The sequence below is a fragment of the Psychrobacter sp. H7-1 genome, from assembly GCF_904846585.1.
Lineage (GTDB): Bacteria > Pseudomonadota > Gammaproteobacteria > Pseudomonadales > Moraxellaceae > Psychrobacter > Psychrobacter raelei.
This window is the reverse complement of record NZ_CAJHBH010000001.1, coordinates 119,508-143,221: the sequence shown is the minus strand read 5'-3', so window position 1 is coordinate 143,221 and position 23,714 is coordinate 119,508. Positions and strand designations below refer to the sequence as shown.

Annotated in this window: 16 protein-coding genes; 5 read left to right on the top strand and 11 right to left on the bottom strand. The window is 45.1% G+C overall.

Going from position 1 to position 23,714, the window contains the following annotated elements; translation table 11 throughout:
• Nucleotides 1-114 precede the first annotated feature (114 nt).
• On the bottom strand, nt 115-1,554 hold the full coding sequence (gene dnaB / locus JMX92_RS00615; RefSeq protein WP_011960175.1) for a replicative DNA helicase: 1,440 nt from the start codon (nt 1,552-1,554) through the stop codon (nt 115-117).
• 463 nt (nt 1,555-2,017) lie between these two features.
• On the opposite strand from dnaB, the gene pdxA reads away from it, so the two are divergent.
• The 3 genes from pdxA (at nt 2,018) to JMX92_RS00600 (ending at nt 5,079) form a co-directional block, all read left to right on the top strand.
• Entirely contained in the window at nt 2,018-3,142 is a 1,125-nt protein-coding gene (pdxA, locus tag JMX92_RS00610; protein ID WP_201543294.1) for a 4-hydroxythreonine-4-phosphate dehydrogenase PdxA, read from the top strand.
• A gap of 85 nt (nt 3,143-3,227) precedes the next feature.
• On the top strand, nt 3,228-4,118 hold the full coding sequence (gene rsmA, locus JMX92_RS00605; RefSeq protein ID WP_110816403.1) for a 16S rRNA (adenine(1518)-N(6)/adenine(1519)-N(6))-dimethyltransferase RsmA: 891 nt from the start codon (nt 3,228-3,230) through the stop codon (nt 4,116-4,118).
• Nucleotides 4,119-4,242: 124 nt separating this feature from the next.
• Complete coding sequence (locus JMX92_RS00600) at nt 4,243-5,079, top strand: symmetrical bis(5'-nucleosyl)-tetraphosphatase (RefSeq protein ID WP_110816404.1); 837 nt, start codon at nt 4,243-4,245, stop codon at nt 5,077-5,079.
• A 147-nt stretch (nt 5,080-5,226) separates the two neighbouring features.
• Here JMX92_RS00600 and JMX92_RS00595 read toward each other — a convergent pair whose 3' ends face one another.
• The 7 genes from JMX92_RS00595 to ahcY all read right to left on the bottom strand — a co-directional run bounded on the left by JMX92_RS00595 (nt 5,227) and on the right by ahcY (nt 16,655).
• Complete coding sequence (locus JMX92_RS00595) at nt 5,227-5,961, bottom strand: glucose 1-dehydrogenase (protein ID WP_011960179.1); 735 nt, start codon at nt 5,959-5,961, stop codon at nt 5,227-5,229.
• A 212-nt stretch (nt 5,962-6,173) separates the two neighbouring features.
• The gene (locus JMX92_RS00590) at nt 6,174-8,606 is read right to left on the bottom strand and encodes a site-specific recombinase (protein WP_162522585.1); all 2,433 of its coding nucleotides are present in this window, start codon (nt 8,604-8,606) and stop codon (nt 6,174-6,176) included.
• A gap of 238 nt (nt 8,607-8,844) precedes the next feature.
• Entirely contained in the window at nt 8,845-10,629 is a 1,785-nt protein-coding gene (locus JMX92_RS00585; RefSeq protein ID WP_011960181.1) for an acyl-CoA dehydrogenase C-terminal domain-containing protein, read from the bottom strand.
• 268 nt (nt 10,630-10,897) lie between these two features.
• Nucleotides 10,898-12,691: an acyl-CoA dehydrogenase C-terminal domain-containing protein gene (locus JMX92_RS00580; protein WP_201543293.1), complete on the bottom strand. Its 1,794-nt coding sequence runs from the start codon at nt 12,689-12,691 to the stop codon at nt 10,898-10,900.
• A gap of 633 nt (nt 12,692-13,324) precedes the next feature.
• Complete coding sequence (locus JMX92_RS00575; RefSeq protein ID WP_201543292.1) at nt 13,325-14,227, bottom strand: 16S rRNA (uracil(1498)-N(3))-methyltransferase; 903 nt, start codon at nt 14,225-14,227, stop codon at nt 13,325-13,327.
• Between the two features lie 4 nt (nt 14,228-14,231).
• Nucleotides 14,232-15,095 (bottom strand): methylenetetrahydrofolate reductase, encoded by an 864-nt coding sequence (locus tag JMX92_RS00570; protein WP_011960184.1) that lies wholly within the window; start codon nt 15,093-15,095, stop codon nt 14,232-14,234.
• 138 nt (nt 15,096-15,233) lie between these two features.
• Nucleotides 15,234-16,655 (bottom strand): adenosylhomocysteinase, encoded by a 1,422-nt coding sequence (ahcY, locus tag JMX92_RS00565; RefSeq protein ID WP_155586878.1) that lies wholly within the window; start codon nt 16,653-16,655, stop codon nt 15,234-15,236.
• 681 nt (nt 16,656-17,336) lie between these two features.
• On the opposite strand from ahcY, the gene JMX92_RS00560 reads away from it, so the two are divergent.
• Nucleotides 17,337-18,191, top strand: coding sequence for a hypothetical protein (locus tag JMX92_RS00560; RefSeq protein WP_201543291.1), 855 nt, complete (start codon nt 17,337-17,339; stop codon nt 18,189-18,191).
• 89 nt (nt 18,192-18,280) lie between these two features.
• Here the strand turns inward: JMX92_RS00560 and JMX92_RS00555 are convergent, their stop codons facing one another.
• The 3 genes from JMX92_RS00555 to JMX92_RS00545 form a co-directional block, all read right to left on the bottom strand.
• The gene (locus JMX92_RS00555) at nt 18,281-19,141 is read right to left on the bottom strand and encodes a 4'-phosphopantetheinyl transferase family protein (protein WP_201543290.1); all 861 of its coding nucleotides are present in this window, start codon (nt 19,139-19,141) and stop codon (nt 18,281-18,283) included.
• A 251-nt stretch (nt 19,142-19,392) separates the two neighbouring features.
• Nucleotides 19,393-19,905, bottom strand: a complete 513-nt coding sequence (gene pal, locus JMX92_RS00550) for a peptidoglycan-associated lipoprotein Pal (RefSeq protein WP_201543282.1) — start codon at nt 19,903-19,905, stop codon at nt 19,393-19,395.
• 379 nt (nt 19,906-20,284) lie between these two features.
• Nucleotides 20,285-20,908 (bottom strand): DUF6231 family protein, encoded by a 624-nt coding sequence (locus tag JMX92_RS00545; RefSeq protein WP_201543280.1) that lies wholly within the window; start codon nt 20,906-20,908, stop codon nt 20,285-20,287.
• Between the two features lie 214 nt (nt 20,909-21,122).
• Here JMX92_RS00545 and pepN point away from each other — a divergent pair, with 214 nt between their 5' ends.
• Nucleotides 21,123-23,714, top strand: coding sequence for an aminopeptidase N (gene pepN, locus JMX92_RS00540; RefSeq protein ID WP_201543278.1), 2,592 nt, complete (start codon nt 21,123-21,125; stop codon nt 23,712-23,714).

The following is a 23,714-nucleotide window of genomic DNA, read 5'->3' as shown; positions in this document are numbered from 1 at the left end:
CTTAGATTAAGGTTTTGAACGTTAAAAACAAAAAGGAGCTACTAAACAATACGTTAAGTAGCTCAAGGAAAACCCATCAACACGATGAGTCAGATCTGTATAGGCGGCTAACGACTACTCATCATTTTCGAAGCTGGCATCGGCCATATAATGATCCGGCGTTAGATTAATAAAGCGAGTATATTGACCTTCAAAGGCAAGGCGAACGGTACCAATAGGGCCGTTACGCTGTTTGCCGATAATAATCTCTGCCACACCCTTTAAATCTGAGTTCTCATTATAAACCTCATCGCGATAGATGAAAGTAATTAAATCCGCATCTTGCTCAATGGCGCCTGATTCACGCAAGTCAGACATGATAGGGCGTTTATTAGGACGGTTCTCTAAGCTTCGGTTCAGCTGTGATAAGGCAATCACTGGGCAGTTTAATTCACGGGCTAAAGCTTTTAAGCTTCGAGAAATCTCAGAAATCTCTTCCACACGGTTGCCGCTTAAGCTGGGTACTTTCATCAATTGTAGATAATCAACCACCACCATACCCATTTTGCCATCATGGTTTTTGGCAATACGGCGACAACGTGACCGCAGCTCAGAGGGCGGAAGGGCGGTACTGTCATCGATGTATAGGTTTTTGTCTTGCAAATGGGTAATAGCATTCATCATGCGTGCCCATTCATCCTCATTCATTTGGGCAGAGCGCAGACTGGTTTGGTTAATCTGACCCCAAGAGGACAGCAAACGCATCACAATAGATTCAGCTGGCATCTCCATTGAGAACACCACCACGGGTAGGTTTTCGTGGAAAAGCACACCTTCGGCTAAGTTCATCGCAAAGGTAGTCTTACCCATAGAAGGACGGGCGGCGACGATAATAAGATCCCCAGGTTGTAGGCCTTGGGTCTTGTTGTTGAGCTCAGTAAAGGGGGTTTTAAGACCAATCATACCGTCTGGATTGTTTTTAAGCTCATCCATTTGTTCGACGACGTTGACCAGTACTGAGCCGATATCCACCGGGCCTCGCTGCTCAGCCCGCTTGTTGTGCTGCTCATTAATGGCGAAGATTTTAGACTCTACTGTGTCAAGAATTTCACTCACCCCGCGCTCACGTGGGTCATAGGCGAGTGCTAGCATCTCATTGCCAGTGGTTATTAATTGGCGTAAAGTAGACAGCTCACGCACCCGCTGTGCATAGGCAGTTAGGTTAAATAAGGTGCCGGGGCTTTGGGTTAAGATATCTGCCAGATAGCTTTCGCCGCCAGCTTGCTTGAGCAGTTTTTGGGAGCTTAGCCAGTCATGCACCATGACTGTGTCGTAAGGCTCATTAATTAATGCCAAATGCGAAATGGCGGCAAAAATATGCTGATGGCGGCCTGCGTAGAAGTCATCTTTTGAGACGATGTCAGAAATCTTATCAAAAGATTCCTCAATGCTCATTAAAGAGGCAATCAACGCTTTTTCGATATCAATATTATGGGGTGGCTGCTGGCTAAGTAGATCAGTTAAGCCAACATCATTGTTCTGTTGTGGGGCGGTTTTCTTTTTGCTATCGGCCATAATTTTCGGGTCTTTATCAGGGGGCTACAATATAAATAAGCTTGGCCATGTTGGGCTGGCAAGAAGCTAAGGGACAGTGAGGCTTTACGCAATAAACATTATAATTTTAATAGAAGATAGAGTGGTATATGGTGGGTATTGCTCTATATTTAAAGGGCTAAGCTAATATATGCTTTTGAGGCAGTAGGCTAGATTAACACAAGCCTTGATGACGGCACTGCTGTCTTTGCTGCTGTATATTAGGGCTAGAAGTTTATCACATTGAAGCTTGGTTCAGGCCAGATTTTGTTATCATAAAAGGGTTGCTATTTTAAAAAATGAGGCACAATTAACAATTGTTTTAGCCAAAAACCCACTCTAAATTTAATACCGCCACGGCTTAAAACCATCTGGCAGCATTTAACAGCAAATATAAAAACCATCACTATATGTCATCCATGCGATGACCATTAAGGCCACCTTTATGAGCACAACTTATCCGCTGACCAAAACCTCCTCTATCAATATCAAACCTAGCAGTGCCTCGTTGGTGGTTACCACAGGCGAGCCAGCGGGGATAGGGATGGACATCCTATTACAATTGGCCATGCAGCAAAAATTAGGCGAGCTGAGCTATCCGTTAATCGTGTTGGCTGATGAGTCCGCCTTACAGCAGCGCTTTGAGCTTATTTATGGTAGCGGTGTCTCTAAGCTAAGCGGGCCGCTTTGGCAGCGGATTGAGTCGGTAAATGACTTGCAGCAGATATCAGGGCAGACAAAAGGCAACGCTTTACCGCAGTTTTATTTGCTGCACGTGGGCTGTGCTGAGCCTGTGGTGGCCGGACAACTTAATGTCAATAACGCCGCCATGGTGGTTCAGCAGTTACAAATTGCGCATCAATGGGCAGCGTCAGGGGCTACCAGTGCCATTGTCACCGGGCCACTGCAAAAATCGGTGCTAATAGATGCCGGTATTACCTTAGAAGATGGCGGTATGTTCACCGGCCATACTGAGTTTTTTATGCAAAAAAGTGGCTGCCAAAAAGTGGTAATGATGCTGGCCAATAGTGCCATGAAAGTAGCCTTGGTCACCATTCATATGCCCCTAAGACAAGTGGCTGATGCCATAACGGCAGACAATGTGCGTCAGACAGTGCGCATTGTTTTGAATGATTTGCGCCAAAAGTTTGGCCTGCCAAATCCTAAGATTTTAGTCTGTGGCCTTAATCCACATGCAGGAGAAGACGGCCATCTGGGCACTGAGGAGATGGATATTATTAATCCGGTGCTGCGTGAGTTTCAGCAGCAAGGGGCGAATATTTCACTGGCCATGCCTGCAGATACTTTATTTACCACCCGTCACTTACAAGATTGTGATGCGTTGATTGCCATGTATCATGATCAAGGGTTGCCGGTGTTAAAGTCGCACGGCTTTGGAGATACGGTGAATTTAACTTTAGGCCTACCTTATATCCGTACCTCGGTGGATCATGGTACCGCACTTGATTTGGCAGGCAATTCGGCCACAAGTGATGTTCAGCCAAGTAGCAGCAGCTTGTGGCAAGCGCTTATCATGGCTGAGGCAATGGTCCACTCACAGCAGAAGTAAGCTGAGCTTTTTAGCCACAAGCTCACGCTTTAGCACTGCAAATTATGCTACACTAAATCCTTTTTTAATTGATAAATATCGACTTATGACGCAATCAGACACTACAAAACATCCGTTACACAATACCCTGCAGCGGGCAGCCAAGCACCAGCCTCGCAAACGCTTTGGGCAAAACTTCTTGCATGATGCCAGTATTATCAGTGAAATTGTTGACGCTATTGGGCTTAATCGTGATGATAACTTGGTTGAGATTGGACCAGGGATGGGCGCTTTAACTGAGCCGCTGCTAGAGCAAGTTGATGCGATGACCGTCATTGAGCTTGATCGTGACTTGGCAGGCAGTTTACGCATCCGTATTGGGGCCAACAGTCATCCAAATTTCACCATCGTGAATGCCAATGCGATGCAATTTGATTACCATAGCTTGTATGATGCTGACAGTGAAACTCCAAAAAAACTGCGTGTGGTCGGTAACTTGCCCTACAATATCTCAACGCCCTTGTTGTTCACCTTGCTTGAGTATGCCGATATTATTGAAGACATGCATTTTATGCTACAAAAAGAGGTGGTGGAGCGCATTACCGCAGAAGTGGGCAGTAAAATATATGGCCGTTTATCGGTAATCATGCAGTATTTTTGTGACACCCAATATTTATTAACGGTACCCAGAGGCGCCTTTAATCCGCCACCAAAAGTGACCAGTGCTGTGTTCCGTCTGCGCCCACATCAGGTGAAGCCGGTGCAAGCTGACGATGAAAAACTGTTCGCTTTGGTGGTGCGCGAAACCTTTAATCATCGCCGCAAAACCTTGCGTGCTATTTTTAAACAGTCCTCACTCATGCCCACGTTGACCGATGAGGATCTGGCGAGCATAGGCATTGATGGCAATGCGCGTCCTGAAACTTTGGATGTGAATGATTTTGTGGCGCTCAGTAACTTGGTGATTGCTAAGCAAGCAGAGCAAGAGCAGCTGTAGGCTGGCTGATAGATGCTTATCGTGTTTTATGTCCAATAAACAAAACAAGCGGTTCACAGAGTGTCTGCTATAAAAACTCACCTGCAATAAGAGTAAATACTATCAATTAATATAGAGTGATGCTATGAAGTACCGAGCCGAGTACGTAATCGGAGACCTACAAGGGTGTTATGCCGCTTATCTTGAGTTGTTAGATAAGATAGATTTTGACCCAAAGCAAGACAAGCTATGGTTTGTCGGCGATTTGGTGGCACGTGGCGAGGACTCATTGTCAACTTTGCGCCATGTCAAAAATCTGTGTGAGCAGGGCGCTGCTGCCACGGTACTGGGCAATCACGATATCAACTTAATTGCGGTTTGGCGTGGTTTTGCACCTTTAAAAAAGAAGGACAAAACTGAAGATATTATTAATGCACCTGATTGTGACGAGTTGTTAAATTGGCTGCGTCGCCAGCCGCTGCTGCTTTGTCCAAACGAGCACACAGTGATGGTGCATGCCGGTATCCCACCACACTGGAGTATCAAACAGGCCAAACGCTATGCCCGTGAAGTCGAAACGCAGCTGTCTAGTAGCTTGTTTCAATTAAACCGAGTGTTGCCTAAGCTTTATAGTGGTGAGGCCGATGAGTGGTCAGAGCACCTTAATGGCTTTACTCGTATTCGCGCCATTACCAACTACTTCACAAGAATGCGTCTGTGCAAAAAAGATGGTGCGCTTGAGTTTAACTTTAAGTCAAGCTTAACCGATGAGATGCCTGCTGATTTTCGGCCTTGGTTTGAGTGGCAAGTGCCACGTGAGCGTAAGATATTGTTCGGTCACTGGGCAGCGTTAAAGGCCGAGGTGGATTTGCCTAGTGCCAGAGCTTTAGATGGTGGCTGCGTGTGGGGCAATTGCTTGGTGGCTTATCGCTTAGAAGATGGCAAGATATTTAGTGCCTCTGAGCGCTGCCCTAAAGACTAGGGACTGCAGCACACAAGGGGTAAATGCCAGACCTAAGCTTATCTTTAGTCAATGACAGGCATAAAAAATACGATGTTATCTTAGTTGATAATATCGTATTTTTTTGACCAAAACACAGCTTAGGTCACTTAAGGCGCTGCTGAGTATTTACTGAGCAGTTAAGCCACCATCGACGATGAACTCTGATCCGGTGGAGTAACTAGAGTCATCGGAGGCTAAGAACAGTACCATGGCGCTGACCTCTTCAGGCTGAGCCACCCGTTTTAGAGGGATGCTTTTTGCGAAATTCTCTACGGCTGTCTTGGTGTCGCCTTGCATAATCATAGGGGTGGCAATCACTCCAGGATGCACGGAGTTGACTCGGATGCCATACTGCGCCAGCTCTAAAGCGGCCGCCTTACTCATACCGCGCACGGCAAACTTAGAGTCGGTATAGCCGATAGCACCACCGACCAATCCATTAATAGAAGAGATGTTAATAATAGAGCCATGCTCGCTCTTTTTCATTGAAGGTACCACAGATTTCATACCTAAAAATACCGAGACTTGGTTGATCTCAAGAATACGGCGGTATTCATCTAATGAGGTGTCTAATAGCGACTTTGCCATAGTAATACCGGCATTATTAACCAAGACATCAACGGGGCCAAAATGCGCTTCTGTGGTGCTCACAACGTGCTGCCAATCCTCTTCATCGGTCACATCATGCTTAATAAATAGTGCCTTATCACCAAGCTTAGCGGCCAATGCTTGCCCTTTTTCGGCATTAATATCGGTGAGAACCACTTTTGCGCCCTCTGTCAGACACAGGCGAGCATGGGTCTCGCCCATACCTTGTGCTGCACCAGTAATAATAATAACTTTGTCTTGTAAACGGGCCATCTTGCCCTCCCTTTTTTATAGTGAATTTATGCTGGGTGTCATCGCTAAAGACACACAGTATCGCATGGTGTCTTATGTGACGGATCATAGAAGATGTTTTACACCCAATAGGTCAGACTATAGTAGCCCAAGCAGCACAAGGTATTGTGTAGGGTTTGTAGGACATAAATAACCACAGTTAGCAGTGATACTCATGCCCCCAAACTTGCGAATTACTCAGGCAGTTTGGGAGGGTTTTTGGGCTTAGGTAAGGGCGTTTTGGCATTTTTGGTTTTGTCCTGTTTTTCTGGGGCAGCAGGGTCTATATCTTCGGTCTCGCCAATAGGCGTCATAACCTCTGTGACCTCGCCTAAGCTTTCTGCGCTCACCAGTTCAAACTCAGCATCATCAAGTACCACCACTTTTTTGTCAATTGTGGGCGGCTGATCACCGATATGATCCAGCTTTTGTTGGAACTCATTTTTTTGAGCGGCTTCCTCTAAGCGCTTGGCATCGATACCGACGCCCTCAGGCATGATGCGTACACTTGACAGACGACGCACGGCGAAGTGTTTGGGAAATAGCTTGTTTTTTTGAGTCTTATTGGTATCTTCATGAATCATATAGCCTTGGCTGTCGATTTTGGCATATTTCATCGGCTCAGGACGCGGTAAAAAGAAATCACGGGGCTGGGTAAACAGATGGGTATACATCAGCTTACTTAGCGTCTTCCACTCGACCACTTCAACGCCTTTAGAGCGTAAGGCCACAATCATAGCCAGCGAGAAACTGACCAATAAGTTGGTAATACCGATTAAAACCACCCCAAGTAGTGAAATGATCACCAGACCAAACCCAAAGTCATCGGCTGGAATATTGAACATTCCGTGTGAGAAGTTAGCTGATGCAAAGGCAATATGGCGAATATCAAGCGGCATACCAAAGATAAAGCCGACGGTGGCAGTACTGCCTAAAAACACACCAAATAAGAAATTGCCCATAATGGCGCCTAAGTTGTTTTCGACAAAAACCCCTAAGCGCTCAACTGAGTGTTTTGGCAAAAACTTAAGCAATAACTTATGACGGCTGATACGCTCACCGATATTGTTAAATAAAGCCAAATTGTCATAATAACCGGCGATCAGGCCGGACATAAATAAGAACACCCCAGCGATGGCAGCATGAAAAATAGCTAAGGAATGAAAAGGGTCTAAATCATGCAATAAGTGTTCTGCCTTATCGCCACCAATCATCGGCTCACCACTGACTTGTAGCCAAACAAAGGAGATAATGAGCGCCAGTGGCATGGCAATAAGGACGTTACCCATGATGGCGATAAATTGGGTACGTATGATGTCAACCATCAGCTCTGATAGCTTGGCCAATTGATGCGACTTCTTGCCCGAGCTGTCAGAGATGGTAGAGGCAATAGCGGCTGCGGTCATGGCAGGCTGCTTGGTAGCCACCGTACCGTGAATAATATGAATAAACACGAAGCCGAGGCCGTAAATCATACTGTTCACAAAAGCTCGGCTCATAGGCGCCAAATCTAGGTCGTAAGACAGGATTTTTATGGTGGCCATAAAGGCAATGATAAAGCCCCCAACCGCCGCCATCTTAAACATTTTTTTATAACCGGATTTGTCGGTGCTGATGTAGTGCTCACCGACACGACCCGAATTTTCAGTGATTTTGCGTGACAATAGCTTGGTGTTGTTATTGATTAAATAACCAATGCTGTAGCGGCGTTTGACACTGACGATAATGGCTTGTGCCAGCTCAATGATGGCGCGGTCACGATTTTTGTGATTATCAGCGAGCAGCTCACTTAAGATGCGCATTCTTTTTAGGCTTTGCTCAAGGCGCAGCAGCATATTGGTCAAGCGAATTGAGATACCTGTCTTATAAATACGCTTACGTACCGTACTCACGATATTATCGCACTGCTCAAGCATCACCAATAGTGGGGCAGGGTCAATTTGCTGCCGCGGTGTCACATCTTTGTAGTTGTCTAATTGATGCGCTTCTCGATACTCATTGGCAAACAATACCGCCTCTTGGTTTTGTGCCACAAAGGCAGCAGAATAGTCGAGCATCTGCGGATAGGCCTTCATTAAATCAGGGTGCAGGCCTATGCCACTCACGCGGTAAGATAAAATGACCATGGCATTTAAGATATTGTTTTTTGCGGTAGCAACCAAGTCAGAGTGTGCGTCATCGACCATCACCAAGTCGACCAGCTCATCCCATAGCCGGCTGTCGATGCTGGCAAGCCAACGCTCATCGTGTTTGCCATCGAATAAATAAGCCACAAGCTCAACAATAGAATCATCTTCTGGAAGCAGGGGCACAAAGCGGTGGCCAATTAAGCGCATAAGGCTATTGGAGAAGGTTTGATCTGATAAGATACCAGTATCGGTAAATAGCGACATGCGGTGGTATTTATTTAGTAAGGTCAACACGAATATGGCCAAGCCATTGGCGTATTCTGGATGCTTACGTAGCAGCTCATTCAGCGCTCGAATCTGGTCATTAATACAGGCTGGGTTGTCTTTATATTCGGTCTCTGATACTCGCAAAGTATCAATTAATCTTTTGAGCACATAAGGCTCAGGGGTGTCGCTTAGTGCATTTATTTTATGCAAAATATCTTTTAATTCTGCCACTTAGTTACCCTTATTCGATCAGATAGAGTGAAGGTATCTTAAAGTCCTAAAAATTACAATAACTTTAATGACATATAGCCCGTCGCAACCCGCTAAATCAACAAACTTATTGCAACTTTTTATTACCAAAAAAACCGCAACACACTACGACAAAAAAGACAGCTACGAGAGCTGTCTTCTTGCTAATTTGAGGGTTAATTATAGCTTATTTTAAGAAAATTAAAGCTGTATTAAATAATTAGCTAATATTTTGTTCAAAATAGTCTAAGTCAAAGTCCATGATAGGATCGCTGCCCGTTTTTACCATATCTGCGTGTGCTTTGATACGTGGCAAGATACGGCCGACAAAATAGGTGGCCAGTTTTAGCTTGTTGGCGTAGAACTCACCTTCTTTGTCATGAGCAGCTTCAACCATCATAGCAAACATAAAGGCGTAGCACAGATAACCCATAGCGTGTAGATAGTCTACCGCACAGCCGTTGATTTCGCTCTTACGCGTGCTAATGTTGGTCAGTACTGTCTTAGTTAGCTCTTCAATGGTTTCAGCAGCATTTAGCGTGGCTTGCTTGATTTCGTGGTCAGCTTTCATGTTGGCCACAAAGTCACGGATTTCGGCTAAGAAATTCTCAAGATACTGACCGTTGTTGCGCGCAATCTTACGACCTAATAAATCCAGAGCCTGAATACCGTTAGCACCCTCGTAGATTTGAGAGATACGGGTATCACGGACAATCTGTTCCATGCCCCATTCACGAATATAACCATGACCACCAAATACTTGCTGGCAATCTACCGTAGCCTCTAACGCTTTGTCAGTTAAGAAAGCTTTAGCGATAGGGGTTAATAAGGCAACGCGCGCTGCGGCTGCTTTGGCATTTTCAGGGTCAATGCTAAATTTAGATTCATCCAACTGTTTTGCGACATACATGGCAAAGCAGCGTGACGCTTCAGCATTAGCACGTGCATTTAACAACATACGGCGGACATCTGCATGGTGAATAATCGCATCAGCAGGCTTCTCAGGGCTTTGGATTTGAGTGTCACTACGACCTTGGCCACGATCTAGAGCATAAGCTGCTGCATTTTGATAGGCAAGCTCAGTGCCACCTAAGCCTTGTAAGCCCATAGTCACACGCTCATAGTTCATCATAACGAACATAGAGGCAAGGCCTGTGTTTTCTTCACCAACCATCCAGCCTTTAGCGCCATCAAAGTTCATCACACAAGTGGCTGAGCCTTTGATACCCATTTTGTGTTCGATAGAGCCTGCGGCCAATGCGTTACGCTCACCCAAGCTACCGTCTGCATTCACAATGAATTTAGGCACGACGAATAAAGAGATGCCTTTAGACCCTTCTGGGGCATTGGGGGTTTTGGCCAATACTAAGTGGATGATGTTCTCAGTAAGGTCATGCTCACCGCCTGTAATGAAGATTTTGGTACCAGAGATAGCGTAGCTGCCATCCTCATTAGGGGTAGCTTTGGTCTTGATGATGCCCAAGTCAGTACCAGCATGCGGCTCAGTTAAGCACATCGTGCCGGCCCATTGGCCTGAGTACATTTTTTCAAGATAGGTTTGCTTTTGTTCTTCAGAAGCTGATGCTAATAGACAAAGGGTTGCACCAACAGATAAGTTAGGATAAAGAGCGAAAGCTTGGTTGACGGTGAAAACCATTTCTTCAGTTAACATGGTCACCATTTTAGGGAAGCCTTGACCGCCGTATTCAGGGTCACCGCCCAGACCAATCCAGCCGGCTTCTGCATACTGCTTAAAAGCATCTTTGAAGCCGGTAGGTGTGGTAACCACGCCATCACCTTGGTAAGTAGCACCTTCTTCATCACCGGTGCGATTAAGCGGCAACAATACGTTTTTTGTTAGCTTAGCCATCTCCTCTAGCACCATGTTGACAGTATCCATATCAACGTGAGCTAGGTTTTCGTTCGCTTGCCAAAATTTTTCAACGTCAAAAACGTCGTTTAGCATAAAACGCATTTCATCTAAGGGGGGATTATAAATAGCCATAAAAAGTCCTTTAATATTTTTAGAATTGTACTGAGCTAAGTTTAGCTTATAACAAAGCTTGAATACGGTTTGGTCACTTATAGATACAAATTTTTGTACAGTCAGCTTTGACAGACCGACTTTTAAGAGTCGCTGATGTTGTAGTACAGAGAGCAGCACATAGACTGATACCGATAGGGCGGGCAAAATAAGTGCTACTGTCTCAAGAGTAGCACTTATTGGCCTAGCTATATAGCGGCTATGAGTACCTAATCATAGAAGTAGTTTATTAAAAAACAAACTGATCCACATCCATGCTCATGTAAGGCTCAGCGCCTGACTCGATACGGGCTACGTAAGTGCGAGTGCGTGGTAATAACTTGCTGTAGTAGAAGTGAGCGGTTTTGATTTTCGCATCATAAAAACCGGTTTCTGTGGTGCCATCAGCTAATGCTTTTTGAGACACAGCAACCATACGTGCCCATAAGTAAGCTAGGGTCACATAGCCACTGAAGTACATGTAGTCTACGGCAGCGGCACCTACTGAATCTGGGTTTTTGGTCGCTTGCTCACCAATACGAGCCGTTAATTCAGCCCACTCAGTATTTAGCTTTTCAAGAGGGGCAATGAATTCAGCCATCGCTTCATTGTCTTGATGTTCTTGACAGAATTTATGGATAACTTTGGTAAAGTTGGCCAGCATCTTACCTTGTGAGCCCAATACTTTACGGCCCAATAGGTCTAAAGATTGGATTTCAGTGGTGCCTTCATATAAGCATGCAATACGGGTATCACGTACGTTTTGCTCCATACCCCATTCGCGGATAAAGCCATGACCACCATATACTTGAACGCCATGGTTGGCAGCTTCATAGCCAGTTTCTGTTAAGAATGCTTTGGCAATTGGCGTCAATAAAGACAGCATTTGATCCGCGTACTGCTGCTCTTCGCCTGTGCCTTTGGCCACAGTATCAGCAAACATGGCCAAATAATAAACTAAGGCGCGTCCACCTTCAGCGAAGGCTTTTTCGGTCAATAGCATGTTGCGAACAGCCGGATGCACGATAATAGGATCGGCTACTTTCTCTGGCGCTTTAGCACCAGATAGTGAACGCATGGCCAGACGCTCTTTGGCATATTCTAGCGAGCCTTGGAATGCCACTTCTGATGCAGTCAGACCTTGAACGGCGGTACCGATACGCGCCACGTTCATAAAGGTAAACATACAGTTTAGGCCACGGTTTTCTGGGCCAATTAAGTAACCGGTCGCACCATCGAAGTTCATCACACAGGTGGCAGAAGCTTTGATACCCATTTTGTGTTCAATTGAGCCACAAGTGACTTGGTTGCACTCCGCTAAGCTGCCGTCAGCGTTAACGTTCACTTTTGGTACGATAAATAGTGAGATGCCTTTGGTGCCTTCAGGGGCGCCTGGTAAACGGGCCAATACAATATGAATGATGTTATCAGTCATATCATGCTCACCGGCTGAGATGAAGATTTTTTGACCGGTAATGGCATAAGTACCATCGCCTTTAGGTTCTGCTTTTGTACGGATAATACCTAAGTCAGAGCCGGCATGCGCTTCGGTGAGACACATGGTGCCTGACCATTCACCGGTGACCATTTTTTCTAAGTAAATGGCTTTTTGCTCATCCGTACCGTGGTGCTCAAGTGTGGCAATCGCGCCATGAGATAGGCCAGGATACATTGAGAATGACCAGTTGGCTGAGCCCATGATTTCGTTAACCACAGTACCTAAGGAGAACGGCATGCCTTGACCGCCAAATTCTTCTTCAGCAGCAAGCGCTGCAAAGCCTAGCTCACAGTATTGTTTATAAGCTTCTTTAAAGCCTTTAGGTGTAGTTACCTCGCCATTGTTGAATTGACAACCTTCTTCGTCACCGCTGCGGTTTAAAGGGGCAATTTCGTTTTCAGCAAAGCTGGCAGCCGCTTCAATATAACTGTCAATAATGTCACGCTCTACCTCTTGGTATGGCGCTAAGCTTTGGTAATGTGCAGTGCTGTCTAAAAGCTCATGTAAAACAAACTGCATGTCACGAAGAGGGGCTTTATATTGCATGAGGCTATCCTTAAATGATAATAGTTTGGTTGAAAACCTAGAGGTTTAGACTGAACAAATCATATTGTTTGCACTAACGCTTTGGCTTATCTGACCAGCGGGCACTTAAATAAGTACAGTTGAAGACCGGGTAGGTATATCAATAAAAAATGATTTGGGGTACAAGCTATATAATTTGTTAACTATCAATGTCAGCAGCCACAGATAGGCAGAGACAAAATTATAAGTAAAGACTATAACTGCTAAATATAAGCTATGGCTATCGCTATCACTGATAAAAACTTTTCAGGTAAAAGATAGATGCTAAGCCGTTATTTTACAAGCAGTTGCACAGACTTATGGGTCACAAAAAATATATTGAATTAGCCATCGAATGGTTTTTACATCCAAAAAAACAGTAAATTCTGTATATAAAAACAGGGGTGAGCACCTGTTTTGACCCCGTCTTATTAAGCGGCGAGGCCAAATGCAGCAATGAAATATAGAAGTGTCAGGATAAGAATAAGGATAGGAATAGGGCGGGATAATGAGCAGTAAGACTGAGCAGAAGTGACAAAGAAAACCAATAGAGCTGTGATAAATAGGCCACTATTGTCGAAGCGACAGCAAGTCACTTAAAGTTAGCTCTGCAAGTTAGTTCTGGGCGGCGTTGGTACTGATGTACATCAACGTGGCCAGTGCCACCACAGGAGCAGTCTCGGTGCGTAGGACACGGTTGCCCAGCTGCCACGGCAAGTAGCCGGTATTGCGTGCCAATTGATATTCAGCCTCAGATAAGCCGCCTTCTGCGCCAATGAGAATGTCAAAGCGGGGGAGGCAGGCTGCCGTAGAGTCAGGGTTAGTGCCCTTTATATTAGCCGAGGCAAAGTGATCGGTTATTTGAGCGTTAACATCTAGGGTTTGTTGTTCTTGTTGACTGGGCACCGCCAATACCAAAGGTAGGATAGGCTGCTGTAGATACGACTGATAATAGTCTGCGTCATATAAGTGCTGCACCATGTGATGTACCGCACCCATCTCACCTTGAAGCCACTGCTCAATACTCAGTGGAGACAGGATTAAGGTGGGGCGATTGAGCCGGCACTGCTCACTGGCGGATAACGCCACTTGCTGCCAGTGACTGAGCTTTTTGTCCACCTGATTGGCTTTGAGGCGTACTTCGCCATGCTGGCTGGTCAGTAGCTGAATGGTGGTTGCCCCAAGTTCAGTGGCTTTTTGAATGGCATAATCCATTCTATCCCCACGGCTCATGACCAAGGCTATGGTGCTATGATAGTTGCAAGTATTTTCAGCAGTATCTTGATGGATAATCTTGACTGTGGCTGATTTTTTATCAATGCTTTCAAGCTCAACCAAGCTTTGACCACCAAGCCCGTCAAATATCCAGCTTTGCTCACCAACTTTGGCACGTAGCACTCGGCACCAATGGTGATAAATGTCATCGGTTAAGCATAGTGAGTCGCCTAATGGCCGTTGATGCAAAGCCTCAATAGATGCGGTATGGTGCAAGCTTGAGTTGTAAAAAAAACGACGCATTTGATTAAGCCTGTGTGCTGACAGAAGATAGCCCTAAAGATTCAACGAGACGCTTATTGGGTTCCACTCGGTTCATACTATAAAAATGAAGGGCAGGAACGCCTTCAGAGATTAAGATTTCGCATAAGCGGTGTACCACCTCAAAGCCAAATTCACGAATGGCCTTGCGGTCATCGCCATAGTCAGCCAATTGCTTACGAATATAGCGAGGGATATCAGCGCCGCAGCTGTCAGCAAAGCGAATCAGATTGCTGGCGTTAATGATGGGCATGATGCCGGCCACAAGGTTGTGTTTGTCAGTATCTACGCCGCGCTTTTCTAGCGCATCACGTAGGTATAAATAGCTCTCAGCGTTATAAAAAAACTGAGTAATGGCTGAGTTTGCGCCTGCATTAAATTTATTCACCAAGTTTTGAATGTCAAAGTCGAAGCTTTTGGCTTGAGGATGCATTTCGGGATAAGCGGCAACTTCAATATGAAAATGGTCAGCACTGTGTTCACGGATATGACGCACTAAGTCTACTGCAAAAGGCAGCTCACCCATGCCCACTTGGCCAGAAGGCAAATCACCGCGTAGCGCAACCATACGGTTGATGCCGATGGATTTATAGAAGTCTAATAACTCTGAGATCTGTACTTTGTCATCACCAATACAGGAGATGTGCGGGGCAATAGGCGTGTTGGCGCGATTTTGTAGCGTCTCTACGATACCTAAGGTACGGTTACGCGTGGTACCGCCAGCACCATAGGTGACTGAAAAGTAACTGGGCGCCAATTCATTTAAAGCATCAAAAGTTTGGCAGAGCTTTTCTACGCCCTCACTGGTCTTGGTGGGGAAAAACTCAAACGAGAATCTTGGCTTATTCATGTCCTGTCCTTGATAAAAAATATACAGCGCCTTAATAAAATAAAGAGGGCCTTAATAAGAGGCTGAGAAATTATTCATTTCTCAGCCCTTAATGTAACCCGTCTACTGTCTAACGCTAAATACTAAAAAGGTTTAAGGTTAGTACTTATAGTCATCAGCTTTAAATGGACCTTCAACCGGCACACCTAGATACTCTGCTTGCTCTGGGGTTAGTTGGGTCATAACGCCATTGAAGCCAGCTACCATAGCGGCGGCTACTTCCTCATCAAGTTTTTTTGGTAATACTTTTACGTATAGACCCTTAGCGCGCTCATCAGCGGGTAGCTCAGAGAATTTTTCTTGGTGTAAGTACATTTGAGCCAAGACTTGGTTGGCAAATGAGCCGTCCATGACACGTGATGGGTGACCGGTGGCGTTACCTAGGTTTACTAGGCGGCCTTCTGCCAATAAGATGAGGTAATCGCTTTGATCTTCTGAGCGATACACTTGGTGAACTTGTGGTTTGATTTCTACCCAGTTCCAAGTATCACGCATGAACTGAGTGTCAATTTCAGTGTCGAAATGACCGATATTACAGACCACAGCGCCTGATTTTAGAGCAGCAAGCATGTGCTTATCACACACATGATAGTTACCTGTCGTGGTGACAATAAGGTCGGTGTCTTGTAATAGGCGAGTGTTGATGCCTTCTGCTGAATCAGTGTTTTTACCATCAATATAGGGAGATACTAACTCATAGCCGTCCATACAGGCCTGCATAGCACAGATAGGGTCTACTTCTGAGACACGTACAATCATGCCTTCTTGACGTAAGCTTTGCGCTGAGCCTTTACCCACATCGCCATAGCCGATTACCAGAGCACGGCGGCCGGCAAGTAACATATCAGTGGCACGTTTGATGGCATCGTTTAAGCTATGACGGCAACCATATTTGTTGTCGTTTTTAGACTTAGTAACCGCATCGTTTACGTTAATGGCAGGTACTTTTAGAGTGCCTTTATTAAGCATATCGATTAGGCGATGTACCCCAGTGGTGGTCTCTTCTGAGATACCATTGATGGTCTCAAGCATTTGTGGGTAGTCGTTGTGAATCAGCGCTGTTAGGTCACCGCCATCATCTAAGATTAAGTTGGCATCCCAAAGCTGGCCGCTGTCTTCACCGCCGACAAATAATTGTTGACGTAAGCACCACTCGTACTCTTCTTCAGTTTCGCCTTTCCAAGCGAATACCGGTACGCCGCTGGCCGCAATAGCCGCTGCTGCATGGTCTTGAGTTGAGAAGATATTACATGATGTCCAGCGTACTTCAGCACCTAGAGCGACTAAAGTTTCGATCAGTACGGCGGTTTGGATGGTCATATGAATACAACCAAGAATCTTGGCACCTGCTAGAGGCTGTGCTTCGCTGTAGCGCTTGCGTAGGCCCATTAAGGCTGGCATTTCAGCTTCAGCTAAAGCAATCTCACGGCGGCCGTAATCGGCTAGGCTGATATCGGCGACTTTATAGTCATGGAAGTTTTCTAAATTGGTTTTTGAATCGACGTTAGACACTGCGTCCATCTCGAGCTCCTTGGTAGAAAATAAAAAAATTAAGGGGAAGAAAACGCAGGTGTCGTTGTTTGCCAATAGCAACCAAAGCGTATGAATTTAGTAAAATCAGCTTAATCTATTGCGAACGCAGGGTCAGCAGCAGAATACTGGTTTATCAATTCAATCTATTTTTGTAACGCTATTTAATAAGGGCTAACCGAGCCTGACAGTAAAGCTTAACCAACAATAAAATACATGCTATACTATATCGCTTGATTTTGCTGAACCGACGCAACACCTCTCGGCAGCTGCCTATTGTAATGGAAATGAGGCTCAAAGTCATCTGCTGTGTTAGCATTAATGATGTGCCTTGAGCGTGATTTATTTTCAATAAAGAGCATCCAATTAGGCGTCAAGATAAGTAGGTCCACTTACAAACTTTAAGTAAAAATTACAGAATCTCTATTAAAAGGTAACTTTTGGGGGATGACTTTAATTGTAAAAAAGTGTTTAATAGGCGCATATTGATACGAAAACCTCAATAGGGTGTCTCATGGACGAGCAACTTAAGTGATTTATATAGAACTGTGCATTGTATTTAAATTTGATATTTGAATTTGCACAGATCCAATATAGATGATGGCTTAAGTTGCTTTTTAGATTGTGGCCTCTTAATTTACGGTTCATTTAAGTTTATACTTTGGAGATGTTATGAAACTTTTTAAATTAACAGCAATCACTGCTGCAGTACTAGGTTCATCAGTAGCTATGGCTGCTAACACGGTTGTTGTTGACAACACTCAAGCTGGTAACGACGTCGTAGTAGTTACTGATGCGCAACCAGTTGGTTATCAGTATGACCAAAACGCTGGTGTTATCGCTAACACGACAGGCGCTTTAGTGGGTACTGGCAAAACTTTATTCAACACTGCAGTTCATCCAGCTGCTGTAAGTGCTGAGATTGGTACTTTAGGTTACGGTGCTAACATCGCTTGGGGTCTAAACGAAACTACTGAATTAAGTGCAGGTTGGAACGGTTACAACGACGACGGTACTAAAGACTTAGACGCTAGCGATTCTTGGATCAACTGGGGTAAAGTATTAGGCGACGGTTGGGGTAACTTCGAAGGCGATATGAGATATGATATCGACGCTAGCAACCCATACATCGGTGTAAACTTACGTCCATGGGCTACTAACTTCACAGTGGGTACTGGTATCTTAGTTCCTGATAATAAAATTAAAGCTTCTTTAACTCCTACTGGTGATAGCGCACGAGTTAAAATTGATGGTGAATCGTTCACCATCAATAATGGTGAAACTGTTGATGTTGAAATTGAAAACAAAAACAAACTTGCTCCATACTTAACTGTTGGCTACCGTCCAAATATCAATCAAAACTGGGGTCTATTCGGCGAGCTAGGCGCAGCTTACATGGGTAAAATGAAAGCTGATGTTAAATCTAGTGCTGGTGATGTAGCGTTAGAAGAAGCCGCTAAGAAAGAAATCGAAGATGACAACATCTGGTACCCAATCGTTAAAGCTGGTGTAACTTACCGCTTCTAATAATTGCTTATCTTATGGCGATAAAAAAACGACCTCTCGGGGTCGTTTTTTTGTGCTTGTTATTTATTAAAGCCTTTAATTTATTAACGTTATGAGGCCGAACCCATATCATATACCACCGCCCAAGCATGTCTTGGATGATATAGATATTGCCGGCTAGACTCGATAGAGTTGTTACTGGCGTGGTGAACACTTGCTAGAGACAAGGCGTTGGGCGGCTGTGCCATATCTATTAAAGCTTGAGCTGGCAATAATAAGTCAGCGCCTAAAGCGTGCATGAGATTTGCGGTTGTGGCACTGGCCGCCACTTGGTATTTGCCGTGAGCCTCTTTTAGCATCCATAATAGATTTAGCGCTTGCTGCTGCTCAGTGATCGGTAACTGCTGCAGCCAGCTTTGCTCATCGTGTGAAAAAAATCTTTGACCAATCTTGGTGGGTATGGGGTTTTGTTCGATATCTATGCCGATAGCCCCTACAGTACTTAGTGCACAAGCCACCGTATTTTGAGAATGAGAAAAGCTTAGGGTATGGCCTAAAGGCTGCAGCCGATAAGGATAGCGTGACTCATCTAAGCTGAGCTTTGTATCTAAGGCGGTTTGAGGAGGGATAGCACCACGGTTATCTACGATACCTAAGTTGCAAGTAGCGGTAGTTTGCCTATCTATCTTATTATTGACACATTCATTAGCAATAGACAATTGGTTAAGTAGCTTATGAAACAGCTGACGCACGGCCTGTTTTTGTAGCGTATGCAAGGTGGTCTTTTCAGAGGGCTTTGATAGATGGTTATAAGAGGCGCTTGAGAGTGTCGCATCAAAAAAAGAGCTGGCTATCCAGACACAGGCTTTTTTATCATCGACTGCGCAAGGCTGGCCTTGGAGATTAATGCCCCAAAATTGTGTGTCATATAAGGCTAAGCTCGGTTTGTCATAAAAGGTATTAGATGGCATTAATTTAAACTGTCTTATCTTATTTATAAAAAAGGTGGGATAGCGGATACGAAGTTCTGTAGCTGTCAATAAACATAAACCCAGCAAAAGCTGGGTTTATGTTTATTGGCCACTATAACGGTTAAGTGACTTGCTTATTTGGTTATTTATTTGGTCATTTATTTACTTACTTACTTACTTACTTACTTACTTACTGGTTACCGGCTAGGCTGCTAACTTAATAAGTGACAGTGACTAGCGGGGTTCTTAGCTTAGTAAGACAGCTCAGCACGGCGGTTTTGGCTGTAAGAGGCTTCATCAGAACCTGCAGCCACAGGACGATCTTCGCCGTAACTGATGGTTTCAACGCGTGCATCCATAATGCCTTTTGAAGCTAGGTAGCTTCTAACGGCTTGTGCACGGCGCTCACCCAAAGCGTGGTTGTATTCGCTACTGCCGCGCTCATCGGTATGGCCTGCGACCAATACTCTGGCATCTGGATGGCTTGATAAGAAAGCGACTTGCTCATCTAAGATATTGGCCGCTTCTGCATCAATGTCGTAGCTATCAAAAGCAAAGCGTACGACGCTACGCACGTTTTGAGCATCGGCTTGGACTTGTTCCGAGTTGGTGACCAGTGGCCCAGTTTGATAAGCAGCGTTACCAGGTACAGCCATAGGCGCTACCACGAACTCTGAAGTGTTAGACTTGCTGGCACAGCCGGTGGTAACCAATAGGGCGGCAGACACTAGGCTAATGGCTGAAATTTTAAGCGTTGAATACATATTTTTTCCTCAGATTACTCAAAATGGGGCACTAAACATAGCCTGCTATGATTTAAGGCCACTCATTGCGTTAGTTATTAAATCGTTGCACACCTAATTTTTAAATACTCATTTTTTAAATACTCATGGGTACTGGCAATGGCATCACTGCCGTTAAGTCATGATTTATGAGTGTTTGGTAGCTTGAATAAGCCTATAGTTCGTTATTGCAAATATAGCACATTTCACAGAAGATGTTATTTTATGTAAGTAGTCTTACTGTAAAGTGATATTAGACAGATTAGAATAGTGACAAAGTTTAATAAAGATAACAAGCATTTTATAGCAGTGCGGGATGATTCGCTACGCAATTCTTCTCATTATCCGTATTAGGCCTGCTTTACCAGCGGTATTTGTCAAAGTTTTCTGGGTTGGCCCAGAATCTGGCATTTAGCCAATCCGGCTGGCGTTTGTAATCATACAAATTAAATTGCCAGCAGTGGCTATTACAGTCAGCGGACTCAGTAATAGGCAGTAAGGTATAGCCCAAATCATTAAGGCTAAACTTATCAGTGACACCATCAGATTTATCCGGCCCACCACAGTGGCCGCTGACGGCTAAAAACAGCAAGCTTTGTTCAGCAAACAAATCTCTTAATCGAGTGGCGATGAGTTTTAGGGTATCGGTGTCTAGAGGGGTTAATGGCTGCAATGGCTGATTGTCAATTAAACTCCCCTCAATAAAACAGCCCAAATCATAGCGCTTATTAAAGTTAATTTGTACAAAGTCTTGGGGACTATGGGTGGTAATCGCCAAATCAAGCTTATCTTTAAATCCTGTCTCAAGTGCTTTAGCCACAGACTTGGTATGATCAGTGTTGCTGATTAATAAAAGCTCAAAACCAGCTGCGGTTTTGTTTGAGGCGTTATCACTATCGACGGTCTGCTGCTCAACTAAATGGGTAATGATTTGAGCGATATGCTGGGTCAAAGCTTCGAGCTGGGAAGTTGGGGCTGACATCATAAAAACTCTTTAAAACCTTTTAAAAACTTGGGTAGGGTGGCCGCAGTCTATTACAATAAGCTTGAAAATATGCTGAGTGTTACAATATAAGCCTTATGGCTATAAATGCAACGCTTAACTGTGGCTTGCTAAGTATTCAATGAGCGATTACATCGCATTGAACAGTCAACAATCCCTGCCTCTTGATCATTGCAATTAAAAAAAAGAGAACCTTATGAGTAGTAGTGTCAACAAGATTTATCTCAAAGACTATACCCCGCCAAGCTTCGCTGTGGATTCTGTACACTTAAATATTAAGCTGTTTGAGGATCATGCCACCGTAGACAGTGTGCTGAATATGAGTCGCCAACACCAAGGTGATTTGGTTTTATTTGGTCAAAATATGAGCTTAACGGCTATTAGTATTAATGATCAGCCATTGCAGCCATCAGAGTATCAGTTAGATGATACCCAGCTGGTGATTGCCAATGCGCCGGATACCGCTGTGGTTAAGATAAGCGTTCGTCATCAACCACAAAAAAACACCGAGCTTGAAGGCTTGTATATTGCCGGCGAGGGCGATGATGTGATGTTCGTGACTCAGTGTGAGCCTGAAGGATTTCGCAAGATTACTTATTACCCTGACCGCCCTGATGTGCTGTCGGTATTTACCACTCGATTGGAGGCGGACAAAAAGTTCCCCACCTTACTGGCTAACGGCGACTTAATTGAGTCAGGTGAAGTGGCAGAGGACAGCTCGCGTCACTATGCCGTTTGGCATGATACCAGCAAAAAGCCAAGCTATTTATTTGCCTGTGTGTTTGCTGACTTGGCAGTATTAGAAGACCGCTATACCACCATCGAAGACCGTGAAGTCAAGCTTGAGATTTATGCCAAAGCACATGATATCGATAAATGTCATGTGGCGATGCAGGCATTAAAAGACTCTATGCAGTGGGATGAAGAAAATTACGGCCGAGCGTATGATTTAGACCGCTATATGATTGTTGCGGTGAGCCAGTTCAATATGGGTGCGATGGAGAATAAAGGTCTAAACATCTTTAACACCTCTTGTGTGCTGTCGAGTCCTGAGACGACCACAGATGCGCGCAGTTTTAGCGTGAAATCGATTATTGCGCATGAGTATTTTCATAACTGGACCGGCAACCGAGTCACTTGCCGGGATTGGTTCCAATTGTGTTTAAAAGAGGGCTTGACCGTCTTTCGCGATCAGTCATTCTCAGCAGATCATCAGTCGCCAGCAGTGCAGCGTATCGATGATGTGTCTATGTTGCGTGCCCATCAGTTCAGTGAAGATGCAGGCCCACTGGCGCATCCGCCTCGTCCGAGCAGCTTTGTTGAGATTAATAATTTTTATACGTCAACTGTGTACGAAAAAGGCGCTGAAGTGGTGCGTATGTTGGCCAATACCTTAGGTGAAAAATACCGTCAGGGTACAGATACTTACTTTGAGCGTTATGATGGTCAAGCAGTGACTGTTGAGGACTGGCTATCGGCGTTAAGCGCACAAGGTAAATCGGTTGAGCACTTTATCGACTGGTACACCCAGCCCGGCACCCCTGAGGTGAGTGGCCATCAAAATTATCAATACGATGAGCAGACCCAACTGGGCAAGCTGACCGTTAGCCTCTCGCAGAAGACTCGTCAAGTAGAGGGGTACGATGCCCCAAAAGCTTTGCCGATTCCTATCAACGCTGCGGTGTTTGATAAACGCACGGGCGCCATCATTGCAGAGCGTCTCTTGATGCTCGATGAGGACAGCCAGCAGTTTGTGTTTGACAACCTAGCTACGGTGGATGGCGCTGAGCCTGTCTTATCATTACTGCGTGACTTTAGTGCACCGGTACAAATGCGCTTTGAGCACAGTGACGAGGATTTGGCCTTCTTGTTGGCCCATGAGACCAATGGCTTTAACCAGTGGCAAAGTGCTCAGGCATTGGTCAATCAGATTTTATTGAATCAAAAAGACCCTGCGGTTTATCTGGAGGCGGTGAAAAAGGCCTTTTTAAGCTTGGCTCAGACTGATGCCATGCTGGCGGCAAGAATTTTGGACATTCCTGCTGAGCGTGAGCTTGCCACCGCGGTCAATACCAACTATAAGCCTGAGCAAATGAAACAAAAATGGCAAGGCTTAAAGCAGCAATTGGCTGATATTCTGAAGGCGCAGTGGACACAGATTTATGAGCAGCTGCCTATTACGCAGTACCAAGATACGCCAGAGGCGCGTGGCCAACGGGCACTACGTAATGTGGTGCTGGATATGGCACTTACCGCAGGTATAAATGAGGCCCATGACTGGGCAAAAGCTCAGTATGATAATGCACGCTGTATGACCGAACGCTTGGGTGCCCTAAGTGCGATGGTCAATCACCAGCACCCTGATAAAGCTGAGATGTTAGCCGACTTTTATCAGCGCTTTAATCAAGAAGCCTTGGTGATGGACTTGTGGTTTAGCGTACAGGCCAGTGATGACAATGCCAGTGTGGCAGAAGTTGCCGGCTTGATTGAGCGTAAGGACTTTGACTGGGGTACGCCCAATAGAATTCGTGCTGTGGTAGGTAGCTTTGCCGCTCAGCCGACCAAGCTATGGACGCCGCAAGGGGTGCAGCTGTATATCTCTGTCGTTAGAAAGCTTGATGAGACAAACCCAGTATTGGCTTCTCGTCTATTACAAGCTTTATCGCGCTGGTACACCCTCGCTGAGCCGATGCGTGAGCAAGCCAAGCAGCAGCTACAGCAGCTTAGCAGCCAGATCAAATCTAAGAATGTCACCGAAAGTTTGCAGACCTTACTTAAGGCCGGCTAG